The following is a 13,552-nucleotide window of genomic DNA, read 5'->3' as shown; positions in this document are numbered from 1 at the left end:
CGCCTTGCAGGGCGGCATCCAGGCACATTGACAGGAGGCGAGTGTGCTCGATCGTTTGGGAATTCGCAGCCGCGTGCTGTTGCTGGCGCTGCTGCCAGCCGGGTTGATGGCAGTGGTGCTGGGCAGCTACTTCACCTGGCTGCAACAGAGCGACCTGCGCACGCAACTGCTGCAACGGGGCAAGATGCTGGCCGAGCAGCTGGCGCCGCTGGCAGCCCCGGCCATGGCCCGCAAGGCGCCTGCACAACTGGAGCGCATTGCCGCGCAAACCCTCGAACAGGCCGACGTACGCGCCGTCGCCTTCCTGACACCGGACCGCAGTCGGCTGGCCCATGCCGGCCCGAGCATGCTCAACCAACCGCCCAGCGGCGGCAGCGGTACCCAGTTGCTGCAACGCAGTGGCAACGACGCCACTCGCTACCTGATGCCGGTGTTCGGCCACCACCGTGACCTGGCCACCGATGCCGTGCCTGCCGAAGCCGAACGCTTGCTGGGCTGGGTGGAAATCGAGCTGTCCCATGACGGCACCTTGCTGCGCGGCTACCGCAACCTGTTCACCACGCTGCTTCTGATCCTGGCCTGCCTGGTGGTCAGCGGGCTGCTGGCCCTGCGCATGAGCCGTGCGATCAACACGCCGATCGAGCGCATCAAGCATGCGGTCAACCAGCTCAAGGATGGCCACCTCGAGGAGCGCCTGCCGGCCATGGGCAGTCACGAGCTGGACGAACTGGCCCGCGGCATCAACCGCATGGCCGAGACCCTGCACAGTGCCCACGAAGAGCTGCAGCACAGCATCGACCAGGCCACCGAGGATGTCCGGCAGAACCTGGAAACCATCGAAATCCAGAACATCGAGCTGGACATGGCCCGCAAGGAAGCCCTGGAAGCCAGCCGCATCAAGTCGGAATTTTTGGCCAACATGAGCCATGAAATCCGCACGCCGCTCAACGGCATTCTGGGCTTTACCCACCTGCTGCAGAAAAGCGAGCTGATGCCCCGCCAGGTGGACTACCTGAACACCATCGAGAAGTCAGCCGACAATTTGCTCGGGATCATCAACGAGATCCTCGATTTCTCCAAGATAGAAGCAGGCAAGCTGGTGCTCGACAGCATCCCCTTCAACCTGCGCGACCTGATCCAGGACACCCTGACCATCCTGGCACCGGCCGCCCATGCCAAGCAGCTTGAGCTGCTGTGCCTGATCTACCGCGATACGCCCTCCTCGCTGATCGGTGACCCGCTGCGCCTCAAGCAGATCCTCACCAACCTGGTCAGCAACGCGATCAAGTTCACCCGCGAAGGCACCATCGTCGTGCGCGCCATGCTCGAAGACGAGCACGAGGACAGCGCCCAGTTGCGCATCAGTGTCCAGGACACCGGCATTGGCCTGTCGCCTCAAGATGTACGCACGCTGTTCCAGGCCTTCAGCCAGGCTGACAACTCCCTGGCCCGCCAGCCAGGCGGCACCGGCCTGGGGCTGGTGATCTCCAAGCGCCTGATCGAGCAGATGGGCGGCGAGATCGGCGTCGATAGCACCCCTGGCGAGGGTTCGCAGTTCTGGATCAGCCTCAACCTGCCCAAGGCGCACGACGATGCCGAGGAGCTGCCTCTGCAGCCCTTGCTCGGCCGTCGCGCCGCCATCGTCGATGGTCATGCACTGGCGCGGCAGGCCCTGGAGCACCAGTTGCAGGACTGCGGTTTGAGCGTCTGTGTCTTTACCTCCTACGAGCAACTGGTGCAGGCGGTGCAAGCTGCCAGCCAGGCGGGGCAGCCTTTCGACTTCGCCGTGCTGGGCGCCAACGTAGGCTCCCTGGCACCCGAACAGCTGGGTCAGTATTACCAGCACCTGGAGCGGCATCATTGCCAGTGCGTGGTGCTGTGCCCCACGACCGAGCAGGCGCTCTATCACCCTTACCTGTCCAATGGCCACGGCCAACTGCTGTCCAAGCCATCGTGCACGCGCAAGCTGCGCCGTCTGCTGCTGGAAATGGTCCAGCCCCGCCGGTTGCAGGGCGAGGTCAGCGCCATGGTGGGCCAGCAGCGCCAGCCCAAGGTGCTGTGCGTGGATGACAACGCGGCCAACCTCTTGCTGGTGCAGACTCTGCTGGAGGACCTGGGCGCCCGGGTGACGGCTGTCGACAATGGTTACGCGGCGGTACAGGCCGTGCAGAGCGAACCGTTCGACCTGGTACTGATGGACGTGCAGATGCCCGGCATGGACGGACGCGCCTGCACCGAGCAAATTCGCCGCTGGGAAAACACCCAGAGCGGCAACCCGTTGCCAATCGTTGCACTGACCGCCCACGCAATGGCCAATGAAAAACGCGCCTTGCTCCATGGCGGCATGGACGACTACCTGACCAAGCCGATCAGCGAGCGGCAACTGGCACAGGTGGTGATGAAGTGGACTGGGCTGAGCCTTGGCTTGTCGCCGCAGATGCCGGCGAGCCTGCCCACTGGGCCTGACGAGTTGAAGGTGCTCGACCATGACGAAGGCCTGCGCCTGGCGGCAGGCAAAGCCGATCTGGCCGCCGACATGCTGAGCATGTTGCTGGCCTCGCTGGAAGATGACCGCGCCGCTATTCGGGATGCACGTCAAGCGCATGACCGTCGTACGCTCATCGAGCAGGTGCACCGGCTCAACGGCGCTTCTCGCTATTGCGGCGTGCCCCAGCTGCGTGCCGCGTGCCAACGCAGCGAGACCCTGCTCAAGCAGGACAGCCCCTTGGCTGGGGAGGCGCTCGATGAACTGGACAACGCGATCAGCCGGCTGGCAGCCGAGGCCAGGCTGAGTATTTGAGGGCAGCCGCCCTTTCTACTGACCCAGTGCCTATGCACAAGGAGCCACCATGCGCGCCCTGCTGTTCAGCAGTCAGCACTATGACCAGGAGAGTTTCACCCAGGCCGCCGTGGGCGGCGGCGTGGCACTGCATTTTCAGTCCGCGCGTCTTACGGCCGATACCGCGCCGCTGGCCCAGGGCTACGAGGTCGTCTGCGCGTTCATCAACGACGAGCTCGACGCGGCGGTGCTGCAATGCCTGGCGCGCGGCGGTACGCGCCTGGTGGCCTTGCGCTCAGCCGGGTACAACCATGTCGACCTGGCTGCGGCCAAGCGGCTGGGAATAGATGTGGTGCGGGTACCGGCCTATTCGCCCCAAGCCGTAGCCGAGCACGCCGTGGCGCTGATACTGGCGCTCAATCGGCGCTTGCACCGGGCCTACAACCGCACGCGTGAAGGCGATTTCACCTTGCACGGGCTGACCGGTTTCGACTTGCATGGCAAGACCGTCGGGGTCGTCGGCACCGGCCAGATCGGCGCGGCGTTCGCGCGTATCATGGCCGGCTTCGGCTGCCAACTGCTGGCCTACGACCCCTGCCCCGACCCGCAGCTCGAGGCCTTGGGCGCGCGCTACATGAGTTTGCCAGCGTTGCTGAGCCAGGCACGCATCATCAGCCTGCACTGCCCGTTGACGCCAGGTACCCGGCACCTGATCAATGCCCAGAGCCTGGCGCACCTGCAACCTGGCGCCATGCTCATCAACACAGGGCGTGGGGCGCTGGTCGATACGCCGGCACTGCTCGATGCGCTCAAGAGCGGCCAGCTGGGCTACCTGGGCCTGGACGTTTACGAAGAAGAAGCCAAAGTGTTCTTCGAAGACCGTTCGGACCTGCCCCTGCAAGACGATGTGCTGGCCCGCCTGCTGACATTCCCGAATGTGATCGTCACGGCCCATCAAGCCTTCCTCACCCATGAGGCCTTGCAGGCCATTGCCCAGACGACGCTTGAGAACATTGCCTGCTGGGCGGCAGGCAGGGCGCAGAACCTGGTGACCGGTTAATGCTAGGATACGCGGCATTTAGGGAGGACCCATGGTCGAACACGATTTTCGCTACACCCTCTTCAACCCGCAGCACACGCTGATCGAGTGCAGGGCCTTGGTGCCCGGCCGTTACCAGGTCACAGGCAACGGTGGCTCGATGCACAAGGGCGACACCCTGCTGGTCACCCTCAAGGGCAGCAAGGACTTGGCCATGCGCCTGACCGTGGACAGCGTCCGCCACCTGATCAACCCGCGCGGACAGTGGGTTGCCGTGGCCAACGGGCCGGTCTTCCACGAACTGGAGATCCTGGCCTGGCAAGTGGCATGCGACAGCTGCGATGCGGTACTGGACTTCGAATTTGCGGTCGATGCCAAGCTGGGCAAGGCAGCGCGTCAGCCTGCAGCCAGCGCCCGCATCGCCGAACTGGGCTGGGCAAGCCAGGACGCCCGGCACCTCTGCCCCCGTTGCCAGGAGCCTGCACAATGAAAAACCTGCTTACCAGCGCACTGATTGCCACCGGCCTGCTTGGCTGCGCGACCGCCCCTTCGGACCTGCAGCAAGACCGCAGCTACGTACTGGAGTGGATCGGCGAGCGCCCCCTGATCGACAACAGCCACTTGAGCATGACCTTGGGCAGCGACGGGCGCGCCTACGGCAATGCCGGCTGCAATCACTGGTTCGCGGCCTACACCCTCGATGGCGAGCGCTTGAGTTTTGGTAGCGTCGGCAGCACCCGCAAGCTGTGTGCACCGGCTTTGATGGAACAGGAAAAACGCTTCCTGCAGGCCCTTGGCAACGTCACCCGCTGGGACCTGGCGCCGGACCAGCAATTGCGCTTGTGGCCCACCGACGGCAAGCCGCTGCGCCTGTGGCCTGAAGAGGGCTGAGCGGGCGGCTTGTTGCCCACGGGGCCTGGCTTGACAGGTCAGCGCCCCGTTCGCTCAGGCCGTGCCAGCGTCACCCTTGTTTCAGGGCCTTGATCTTGGCCTTCAAGCCTTCGAGCGTCTGCTCACCGAGCAACTGCTCACGTACCTTGCCCTTGTCATCAATGATGTAGGTCACCGGTAGCGCCTCGCTGCGGGGCAGGTCATAACGCTCGGCAGGGTCCTGGGCCAGCACGGTGAAATCGATGCCCAACGTATCGGCCGCCTGCTTGAGGTCCGCGCCTTGCAGGCCATCGAAATTCACCCCCACCACCTTGATGCCGTCAGCGGCCCATTGCTTGGCAGCCGCATTGAGCTCGGGAATTTCGGTACGGCACGGCCCGCACCACTCCGCCCAGTAATTGAGCACCAGCCAGTGCCCGTCTACCTGTTCGGCCTTTACCGTGTTGCCGTGCTGGTCCACGCCATAATCGGCACCGCAACCACCGAGCAACAGGCTCGCGGTGATGGCCATTACTGCTGCCAGACGCCTTGCCATGGGTCAATCCTTCTCGAGTTTTAGAGCAAATGGGTCAGTCGCTGCGGTTAGAATACCGGTCACACCTTGCTGGATGCGACCCCACATGACTGACCTGACGCTCTATCATAACCCGCGCTGCTCCAAATCCCGCGGCGCGCTGGAACTGCTCGAGGCCCGCGGCCTGGCGCCTACCGTGGTGCGCTACCTGGAAACGCCCCCCGATGTCGCCACGCTCAAGGTGCTGCTGGACAAGCTGGGCATCCCGCCCCGTCAACTGTTGCGTACGGGCGAGGACGACTACGCTCAACTCAACCTGGCCGATCCGACACTCAGCGACGCCCAGCTGATCGACGCCATGGCGACCCATCCCAAGCTGATCGAGCGGCCAATCCTGGTAGCCGGCGACAAGGCCGTGATCGGCCGCCCACCCGAAAATATCCTGGAGATCCTGCCGTGAGCGAACCCTATATCCTGGTGCTCTACTACAGCCGCCATGGCTCGACCAGCGAGATGGCCCGGCACATCGCCCGTGGCATCGAACTGGGCGGCATGGAAGCACGCCTGCGCACCGTACCGGCCGTGTCCAGCGAATGCGAGGCGGTCGCGCCCGACGTGCCGGCCAGTGGCGCGCCCTACGCCACCCTCGACGACCTGCGCCACTGCTCGGGGCTGGCCCTGGGCAGCCCTACCCGCTTCGGCAACATGGCCGCTGCGCTCAAGTACTTCCTGGACGGTACCAGCCCCTTGTGGCTGGGCGGCGAGCTGGTGGGCAAGCCCGCCGGTGTGTTCACCTCGACCGCGAGCCTGCACGGTGGTCAGGAGAGCACCCTGCTGTCGATGATGCTGCCCCTGCTGCACCACGGCATGCTGGTACTGGGCCTGCCCTACAGCGAGTCAGCGCTGATCGAGACCCGTGGCGGCGGCACACCCTACGGGGCGAGCCACCACGCCGGCGCCGATGGCAAGCGCGACCTCGATGAGCACGAAATCGCTTTGTGCCGCGCCCTGGGGCAGCGGCTGGCTACCACGGCCAAAGCCTTGGAGACCACGCGTGGCTAAGGCGCGAAAACCGCTGCCTGCGCAGGCATGGCTAGCACCTCGGGTACGGGTGACCCGGGCGCTGAGCTTGGCGTTCGTGCTGGGCTTGATCGCGCTGCTGGTGGTGAACAACCTGTGGTTCGCCAATCTGCATGGCGCGCGGGTGAGCGTGATCCTGGCCATCGAACTGCTGCCACTGCTGCTGGTGCTGCCAGGCATGGTCAGCGCCAGCGCCCGCGCGCATGCCTGGGCCTGTTTCGTGGTCAACATCTACTTCATCAAGGGGGTGGTGGCGGCGTTCGATCCTGCTCGGGCTCTGTTTGGCTGGCTTGAGCTGTTGGTCAGCCTGGGGCTGTTCACGGCCGCGCTGCTGTATGTGCGCTGGAAGTTCCAGTACCAAAGGCGCCTGGCCGGCGAAGGCAACTGATGGGGGGGCGGGCCGGCCCCCGCCGGCTCAGTGATTGACGGTATGGGCCAGCATCACCGACAGCTGGCACAACGGTCGGCCGCTTTGTTCGTGCCACTGGTTGAAGGCGTCCTGCACCAGGGCCAGGTCGCGCTGGCTGGTGGGCTTCTTGTCGATGACCTTTTGAGCGATCAGCGCTGCCGCCATATCGTCGGTCGGCACGAAGGTGTCCTTGCCGACCATGCGCAGGAAACGCGGCGCGGACAAACCGCCCAACTGATTACCGTGCTTGGTCAGGTATTTCCATAAACCCACGATATCGGTTACTGGCCAATCGGCGATGAAGTTCCCGAAGCTGCCCCACTGCTTTTCGATATCCAGCACCATCTGGGCGTTGCGTGGCACGCTCTTGAGCTTGCCCAGGTGCCGGATGATGCGGGTGTCCTGCATCAGCCGCTCAAGGTGCTCGGCACTCATCAGCACGACCTTTTCCGGGTCGAAGCCGAAGAACACCTGCTCGAACGCCGGCCACTTGGCGTCCACCAGGCTGTGCTTGAGCCCGGCGCGAAATACGCGCAGGGCAAGGGTCGACAAGTAGCGATCAGCGCTGGTCGCCCGTAGCTGCTCCGGGCTACGAGGTTGCGGCAGGGCCGCCTCCAGGGCGCGGGCAGAGCCGAAGCGGTTCAGGCAGAACTCGTGCAGCCACTGATAGTCACGCATGGGTCAGATGTTCACCACGTCAAAAAAGCGCGGGGTGGCGTTTTCATCGATCGTCAGGCTGGTGAAATCGAAGAGGTTGCGGTCGGCCAGCTGCGACGGTGCGACATTCTGCAAAGCGCGGAAGATGCTTTCGGTCCGGCCTGGGTGCTTGCGCTCCCATTCGACCAGCATGTCCTTGACCACCTGACGCTGCAGGTTCTCCTGCGAGCCGCACAGGTTGCAGGGGATGATCGGGAACGCCTTCATGTCCGAGTACGCCTGGATATCCTTCTCGCTGCAGTAGGCCAGCGGACGGATCACCACGTTACGGCCGTCGTCGGCGCGCAATTTTGGCGGCATGCCTTTGAGGGCGCCGTTGAAGAACATGTTGAGGAAGAATGTTTCGACGATGTCGTCACGGTGATGACCCAGGGCCATCTTGGTGGCACCGATTTCATCAGCGAAGGTATACAAGGTGCCGCGGCGCAGGCGCGAGCAGAGCGAGCAGGTGGTCTTGCCTTCCGGGATCAGCTCCTTGACCACCGAGTAGGTGTCCTTTTCGACGATGTGGTACTCGACGCCCAGTTCCTTGAGGTAGGCCGGCAGCACGTGCTCCGGAAAGCCTGGCTGCTTCTGGTCCATGTTCACCGCCACGATCTGGAACGAGATCGGCGCCACCTTCTGCAGATGCAACAGAACATCGAGCATGGTGTAGCTGTCCTTGCCGCCGGACAGGCAGACCATGACCTTGTCACCATCCTCGATCATGTTGTAGTCGGTGATGGCTTCGCCAGCGAGACGACGCAGGCGTTTTTGCAATTTGTTCTGGTTGACCGAAAGGGTGCCCATAGCGCTTGAATCCGCGAGGTGTGACAAAAGCCGGCTATTTTACGCACAATTGCAGCAGGGCTGTAGGCATTCCGACAAAGACTTCAGGGCGATCACGCTCAAATAACCCACCGTGTGACCAATGGCTGGGTGAGTGCACTGCCGCTGCGGCATAATGGCCGCCAGAGGATTCATTGCCCCATGCCCGAACTGCTCATCCAACGCGTCGAAATCTGCTATCAGCAGGCCGAGCGCTTTTTTGATCGCGCCTTCCCCCGCCCGCAAGTCAGTTTCAAGCTGCGCGGGCAAAAAGCCGGGGTGGCCCACCTGCACGAAAACAAGCTGCGTTTCAACCTGCAGCTATACCGCGAGAACCACGAAGACTTCCTGCGCCAGACCGTAGCGCACGAGGTCGCCCACCTTGTCGCTCACCAGGTCTTTGGTGACGGTATCCAGGCCCACGGCCAGGAGTGGCAGCTGATCATGCGCGGCGTCTACGAACTGCCGCCGGCGCGCTGCCACAACTACGCCGTCAAGCGCCGCGCGGTGACTCGCTACCTCTACCGCTGCCCCTGCCCGCAAAGTGAGTTTGCGTTCACGGCGCAGCGCCACGCACTGGTGGGCCAAGGCCGGCGGTACCTGTGCAAACGTTGCAGGCAACTGCTGGTCTACAGCGGCCAGACGCGGGTCGAATAGCGGCTTAGTCACGAAACAGGCAAAAAAAACGATCCGTTGACGTGGGGTCAACGGATCGTCTGGTCATGCTGGGCGCGTTTTTATTTCTCGACGAACGCCCGCTCGATCAGGTAATCGCCCGGCTCGCGCATGCGTGGGGAGATTTTCAGGCCGAAGCTGTCCAGCACTTCGCTGGTCTCATCGAGCATGCTCGGGCTGCCGCAGATCATCGCGCGGTCATCCTGCGGGTTGATCGGCGGCAGGCCGATGTCGCTGAACAACTTGCCGCTGCGCATCAGGTCGGTCAGGCGGCCCTGGTTCTCGAAAGGCTCGCGGGTGACGGTCGGGTAATAGATCAGCTTTTCGCGTACGGCTTCGCCGAAGAATTCGTTCTGCGGCAGGTGCTCGGTGATGAACTCGCGGTAAGCCACTTCGTTCACATAGCGCACGCCGTGGACCAGGATCACCTTCTCGAAACGCTCGTAGGTTTCCGGGTCCTGGATCACACTCATGAACGGCGCCAGGCCAGTACCGGTGCTGAGCAGGTACAAGTGCTTGCCGGGGTTGAGGTCGTCGAGCACCAGCGTACCGGTAGGCTTCTTGCTGATGATGATCTCATCGCCTTCCTTCAGGTGCTGCAGCTGCGAGGTCAGCGGGCCGTCGGGCACCTTGATGCTGAAGAACTCCAGGTGTTCTTCCCAGTTCGGCGAAGCGATGGAGTAGGCGCGCATGAGCGGACGGCCGGAGTCCTGCTGCAGGCCGATCATCACGAACTGACCGTTCTCGAAGCGCAGCCCCGGATCACGGGTGCACTTGAAGCTGAACAGCGTGTCGTTCCAGTGGTGCACACTGAGGACACGTTCGTGGTTCATGTTGCTCATCTAATGGGGCTCCTGAAGAAAGTCGCAGCGCGCACAAGGCGCAGAGTTGCGCGATAGTTTAGGGGCAGCGACAATATCTGTTAACTGGATTATCAAGATATGTGTTATCGGTTATATCGATATGCGATTCACACTACGTCAACTTCAGGTCTTCGTGGCCGTCGCCCAGCACCAGAGCGTTTCACGCGCTGCAAGCGTGCTTGCGCTGTCGCAATCGGCTGCCAGCACCTCCATCACCGAGCTTGAACGCCAGAGCAGCTGCCAGTTGTTCGACCGGGCGGGCAAGCGCCTGAGCCTCAACGCCCTAGGTCATCAGTTGCTGCCACAAGCCGTGGCACTCTTGGACCAGGCCAAGGAAATCGAGGACCTGCTCAACGGCAAATCAGGGTTCGGCTCCCTCGTGGTGGGCGCCACGCTCACCATTGGCAACTACCTGGCAACCCTTTTGATCGGCAGCTTCATGCAGCGGCACCCCGAAAGCCAGGTGAAGCTGCACGTACAAAATACTGTGCATATCGTGCAACAGGTGGCACACCACGAAATTGACCTGGGTCTGATCGAAGGTGATTGCAATCATCCGGACCTTGAGGTGCAGCCTTGGGTGGCAGATGAACTGGTGGTGTTCTGTGCCCCTCAACATCCATTGGCCAGGCAAGGCCGCGCCGACATCGCCACGCTGGCCCGTGAGGCGTGGATCCTGCGCGAGCAAGGCTCGGGCACGCGCCTGACGTTCGACCAGGCCATGCGCCACCACCGCGCACAGCTGGACATCCGCCTGGAACTGGAGCACACCGAGGCCATCAAGCGCGCCGTGGAATCGGGCCTGGGCATCGGATGCATCTCACGCCTGGCCCTGCGCGATGCCTTTCGCCGTGGCAGCCTGGTGGCAGTGGAAACACCCGAGCTGGACTTGATGCGCCAGTTCTACTTCATCTGGCACAAGCAGAAATACCAGACCTCGGCGATGCGCGAGTTTCTGGAACTCTGTCGCCACTTCACCGCTGGCGTCACGCGCAGCGACGAGATCGTGCTGCCGCCTATAGCCTGAGCCGTGCAGGCGCAGCGCCCCGCGTTGTGGCCTTACAGAAGGATCACGCCCCACACGATCGCGACCATGCACAACGACACCAACTGAGCAGCGCTGCCCATGTCCTTGGCGTTCTTGGACAAAGGGTGGCGTTCGAGGGAAATGCGATCGATCGCCGCCTCCACCGCCGAATTGAACAGCTCTACAATCAGCCCAAGCAGGCACACCGCGATCATGATCGCCCGCTCCGCACGGCTTACCGGCAACCAGAAGGCAATAGGCACCAGCACGATGTTGAGCAGTACCAGCTGGCGGAATGCAGCCTCGCCCTTGAAGGCGGCGCGCAGCCCGTCCAGGGAATAGCCCGCGGCGTTGAGGATTCGTTTCAGACCAGTCTGGCCCTTGAAAGGAGATGGCGTCATGGGGTTCGCTTAGCTACGAAAGGGCCGGCAGACTAGGCTGGCAAGGGTCAAAAAAGCGTGAAGGCCTGGGTAATCAGGTGCTGGCAACCGATTCAAGTTGTTGCAGCAACAAAGCGGCCTGGGTGCGCGTGCGCACGCCCAGCTTGCGGAAAATGGCCGTCACATGGGCCTTGATTGTGGCTTCGGACACACTTAGCTCGTAGGCGATCTGCTTGTTCAGCAAGCCCTCGCAGACCATCGTCAGTACCCGGAACTGCTGCGGCGTCAGGCTGGCGAGCCCTTCGCTGGCAGCCCTCGCTTCAGCAGGCACATCGACCTTCTCAAACGCCTGTGGTGGCCACCACACTTCGCCATCGAGCACTTTGCGCACCGCATCCTGAATCACTTCGAGGGTGCTCGACTTGGGAATGAACCCGCTGGCGCCGAACTCGCGGGACTTGACCACGACCGCAGCCTCCTCCTGCGCCGAGACCATCACCACCGGTATCTGCGGGTACTGCCCGCGCAGCAGGACCAAGCCGGAAAAACCGTAGGCACCAGGCATGTTCAGGTCGAGCAGCACCAGGTCCCAGTCTGCCTTTTCGCTCAGGCGGTTCTCCAGCTCTGCAATACTTGCCACTTCCACCAGACGCACGTCCGGGCCCATGCCCAGGGTGACGGCCTGGCGCAGTGCACCGCGAAACAGCGGGTGGTCATCGGCAATCAGGATTTCATATGTGGCCATCGATCTAAGGATCCTGTTCTGTACCAGGGGCCCGTCGGCACGGGCGCACTGGCGGGAATCGGCGCCAAGGATGCCGAGCGGCGACGGCAAAGGTCAAGCCAGCCTGCCAGTCGCTCAATCCGCCTTGGCGGCATCCCGGTCATTATGAACCAAAGCCGGTAGGCTGCCCCTTGGACTATAGGAAGGTATGCAGGCGCTGGTGAACAGCATCCTGTTCATCCAGGGGCAGGCGGCGTTTGCCACTGAGGTAGTGCAAGCTGAAGACGTCCAGGTAGGCGTCCAGCGCCTGTGAGGCGAGGTGGTCCCCGGCCAGGTCCAGGCACATGGCGGCCACTTCCGCCGTACAGAAATGGTCATCGCGCCGCGAGCGGCGCAGGCGGTAGCGTGACATCTGCTCGGGCTGCAGGCTCAGCACCGGAAAACGCTCCAGGTAGGGGCTTTTGCGAAACATCTTGCGCGCTTCGGTCCAGGTGGCGTCGAGCAGGATGAACAGTGGCCGCTTGCCAGGCGAGCGCATCACGTCCGTCACGACGCGCTCCGGCGCCACGAATTCACCCGGGAACACGATGTACGGCTGCCATTGCGGGTCATCGAGCAACGCCAACAAGCCCTCGTCCACCGAAGTGCGCAGCCAGCCAAAGGCGGATGTGTCTTCGATCAGGTCAGCGATGAGCCAGCCGGTATTGGTTGGCTTCAACGGCTCGGTATCGTGCATCAAAAGGCAGATGCCCGACTCGGCACTGACGCTGGGTTTCCAGTCACACAGGCAATGCGTGGCAATGACCCGGCAACCTGGGCAACGCTCGGCCCGGGAGCCGCGTGCGATGAAGGGTTTGTTGCTACGCGCCAGGCGTTCGGCGCGCAGCCGCGCGACGGCATGGCTCATGCCGGCACGCATTGCAGAAAAGAGGTGGCAGTCACTGCAGTGGCTCGATTGAAAACGGCTGGCAGTTTACCAGAATGCCGGCCATTTGCTGTGCAGACGACCGGAGCGCCCCTATACTCGCGATTTCAAGCGCCACGCGGGCGGCAGCGATGATGGAACGCCGTCTGCCTACGCCTGTCCAAGCGCCAGTCACCGAACCAGGAGAGATCCATGCTGCGCCTTACCGCCCCCGCCCTGAGCTTGTTGCTCGCACTGCCACTTGCAGCCCAGGCGGCTTCCAAGCAGGACTATGACCTGAACACGATGCTGCAGAAGGTTGCCAAGGAAAGCAGCGTTGGTACACCCCGCGCCATCAACGAAGACATTCTCGACCAAGGCTATACGGTCGAAGGCAAGGCCCTGATCAACCACCTCAGCGTACGCGCTGACCATGCTGCGCGCATGCAGGCCAACCCTGAGCAGGTGCGCAGCCAATTGGGCGACAGCGTTTGCCGCAACACCGGGTTCCGCAACCTGATGTCCAAAGGCGCAGTGATGGTGTACCGCTTCACGGTCTACAAGACCAATCAGCCGTTGATGGATCAGGCCTTCGACAGCGCTAGCTGCGTTGCCGGTAACAAGAAGAAGTAAAGCTTCGAATACCGCTCAAGCCCCGTCCGGGCGCGCCTCCATGCGCCCGACATCCTCATACGGGCTGGGCGTGACCCGTGCTATAGGGCTAGATTGATAAGGAGCAGAAG

17 protein-coding genes are annotated in these 13,552 nt (G+C 62.9%); 10 read left to right on the top strand and 7 right to left on the bottom strand.

The genetic code is table 11. From position 1 onward, the window contains the following. Positions 1 to 43 precede the first annotated feature (43 nt). From FS767_RS10865 to FS767_RS10850, 4 genes are read left to right on the top strand one after another with little or no spacing between them, the layout of a single operon-like run. A complete protein-coding gene (locus tag FS767_RS10865) occupies positions 44 to 2,800 on the top strand; it encodes a response regulator (protein ID WP_144965332.1) in 2,757 nt (918 codons plus the stop codon). 49 nt (positions 2,801 to 2,849) lie between these two features. Further along, positions 2,850 to 3,839 carry a 2-hydroxyacid dehydrogenase gene (locus FS767_RS10860; protein WP_144965331.1) on the top strand — a complete coding sequence of 330 codons (990 nt, stop codon included), beginning with the start codon at positions 2,850 to 2,852 and terminating at the stop codon, positions 3,837 to 3,839. A gap of 31 nt (positions 3,840 to 3,870) precedes the next feature. Then, positions 3,871 to 4,308, top strand: a complete 438-nt coding sequence (locus FS767_RS10855) for a hypothetical protein (protein ID WP_078478972.1) — start codon at positions 3,871 to 3,873, stop codon at positions 4,306 to 4,308. Then, positions 4,305 to 4,709, top strand: coding sequence for an META domain-containing protein (locus FS767_RS10850; protein WP_144965329.1), 405 nt, complete (start codon positions 4,305 to 4,307; stop codon positions 4,707 to 4,709). The genes FS767_RS10855 and FS767_RS10850 overlap by 4 nt, the downstream gene beginning before the upstream one ends. A gap of 70 nt (positions 4,710 to 4,779) precedes the next feature. Here FS767_RS10850 and FS767_RS10845 read toward each other — a convergent pair whose 3' ends face one another. Continuing rightward, complete coding sequence (locus tag FS767_RS10845; protein ID WP_058639498.1) at positions 4,780 to 5,244, bottom strand: TlpA disulfide reductase family protein; 465 nt, start codon at positions 5,242 to 5,244, stop codon at positions 4,780 to 4,782. An 85-nt stretch (positions 5,245 to 5,329) separates the two neighbouring features. Between FS767_RS10845 and arsC the strand changes: the two genes are divergently transcribed. Genes arsC through FS767_RS10830 form a run of 3 tightly spaced genes read left to right on the top strand, consistent with a single transcriptional unit; the run spans position 5,330 to position 6,691 of the window. Further along, positions 5,330 to 5,683 carry an arsenate reductase (glutaredoxin) gene (gene arsC, locus FS767_RS10840; protein ID WP_058639499.1) on the top strand — a complete coding sequence of 118 codons (354 nt, stop codon included), beginning with the start codon at positions 5,330 to 5,332 and terminating at the stop codon, positions 5,681 to 5,683. Next, the gene (gene wrbA / locus FS767_RS10835) at positions 5,680 to 6,285 is read left to right on the top strand and encodes an NAD(P)H:quinone oxidoreductase (protein ID WP_058639500.1); all 606 of its coding nucleotides are present in this window, start codon (positions 5,680 to 5,682) and stop codon (positions 6,283 to 6,285) included. Before arsC ends, wrbA begins: the two co-directional genes overlap by 4 nt. After that, on the top strand, positions 6,278 to 6,691 hold the full coding sequence (locus tag FS767_RS10830) for a DUF2069 domain-containing protein (RefSeq protein WP_058639501.1): 414 nt from the start codon (positions 6,278 to 6,280) through the stop codon (positions 6,689 to 6,691). The genes wrbA and FS767_RS10830 overlap by 8 nt, the downstream gene beginning before the upstream one ends. Positions 6,692 to 6,718: 27 nt before the next feature. On the opposite strand, the gene FS767_RS10825 is transcribed toward FS767_RS10830, so the two are convergent. Together FS767_RS10825 and ttcA are read right to left on the bottom strand one after the other, a co-directional pair. Next, on the bottom strand, positions 6,719 to 7,390 hold the full coding sequence (locus FS767_RS10825) for a DNA-3-methyladenine glycosylase I (protein WP_058605335.1): 672 nt from the start codon (positions 7,388 to 7,390) through the stop codon (positions 6,719 to 6,721). 3 nt (positions 7,391 to 7,393) lie between these two features. After that, complete coding sequence (gene ttcA, locus FS767_RS10820; RefSeq protein WP_144965327.1) at positions 7,394 to 8,218, bottom strand: tRNA 2-thiocytidine(32) synthetase TtcA; 825 nt, start codon at positions 8,216 to 8,218, stop codon at positions 7,394 to 7,396. 168 nt (positions 8,219 to 8,386) lie between these two features. Between ttcA and FS767_RS10815 the strand changes: the two genes are divergently transcribed. Further along, positions 8,387 to 8,893 (top strand): SprT family zinc-dependent metalloprotease, encoded by a 507-nt coding sequence (locus tag FS767_RS10815; RefSeq protein ID WP_256674258.1) that lies wholly within the window; start codon positions 8,387 to 8,389, stop codon positions 8,891 to 8,893. An 80-nt stretch (positions 8,894 to 8,973) separates the two neighbouring features. Here FS767_RS10815 and fpr read toward each other — a convergent pair whose 3' ends face one another. Continuing rightward, positions 8,974 to 9,753 (bottom strand): ferredoxin-NADP reductase, encoded by a 780-nt coding sequence (gene fpr, locus FS767_RS10810; RefSeq protein ID WP_028635022.1) that lies wholly within the window; start codon positions 9,751 to 9,753, stop codon positions 8,974 to 8,976. 121 nt (positions 9,754 to 9,874) lie between these two features. Between fpr and FS767_RS10805 the strand changes: the two genes are divergently transcribed. Continuing rightward, positions 9,875 to 10,801 (top strand): LysR family transcriptional regulator, encoded by a 927-nt coding sequence (locus FS767_RS10805; protein WP_058605333.1) that lies wholly within the window; start codon positions 9,875 to 9,877, stop codon positions 10,799 to 10,801. 32 nt (positions 10,802 to 10,833) lie between these two features. On the opposite strand, the gene FS767_RS10800 is transcribed toward FS767_RS10805, so the two are convergent. The 3 genes from FS767_RS10800 to FS767_RS10790 all read right to left on the bottom strand — a co-directional run bounded on the left by FS767_RS10800 (position 10,834) and on the right by FS767_RS10790 (position 12,812). Then, positions 10,834 to 11,202, bottom strand: coding sequence for a diacylglycerol kinase (locus FS767_RS10800; protein ID WP_144965323.1), 369 nt, complete (start codon positions 11,200 to 11,202; stop codon positions 10,834 to 10,836). Between the two features lie 73 nt (positions 11,203 to 11,275). After that, positions 11,276 to 11,926, bottom strand: a complete 651-nt coding sequence (erdR, locus tag FS767_RS10795; protein ID WP_058605331.1) for a response regulator transcription factor ErdR — start codon at positions 11,924 to 11,926, stop codon at positions 11,276 to 11,278. A 175-nt stretch (positions 11,927 to 12,101) separates the two neighbouring features. Further along, the gene (locus FS767_RS10790; RefSeq protein ID WP_144965321.1) at positions 12,102 to 12,812 is read right to left on the bottom strand and encodes a tRNA-uridine aminocarboxypropyltransferase; all 711 of its coding nucleotides are present in this window, start codon (positions 12,810 to 12,812) and stop codon (positions 12,102 to 12,104) included. Between the two features lie 210 nt (positions 12,813 to 13,022). Between FS767_RS10790 and FS767_RS10785 the strand changes: the two genes are divergently transcribed. Continuing rightward, on the top strand, positions 13,023 to 13,442 hold the full coding sequence (locus FS767_RS10785) for a quorum-sensing-regulated virulence factor family protein (protein ID WP_144965319.1): 420 nt from the start codon (positions 13,023 to 13,025) through the stop codon (positions 13,440 to 13,442). The last annotated feature ends 110 nt before the right edge of the window (positions 13,443 to 13,552 follow it).

The organism is Pseudomonas sp. DE0010 (assembly GCF_007680745.1).
GTDB lineage: Bacteria > Pseudomonadota > Gammaproteobacteria > Pseudomonadales > Pseudomonadaceae > Aquipseudomonas > Aquipseudomonas parafulva_B.
The sequence above is the reverse complement of the archived record's forward strand: the minus strand, read 5'-3'. Positions and strand labels throughout refer to the sequence as shown.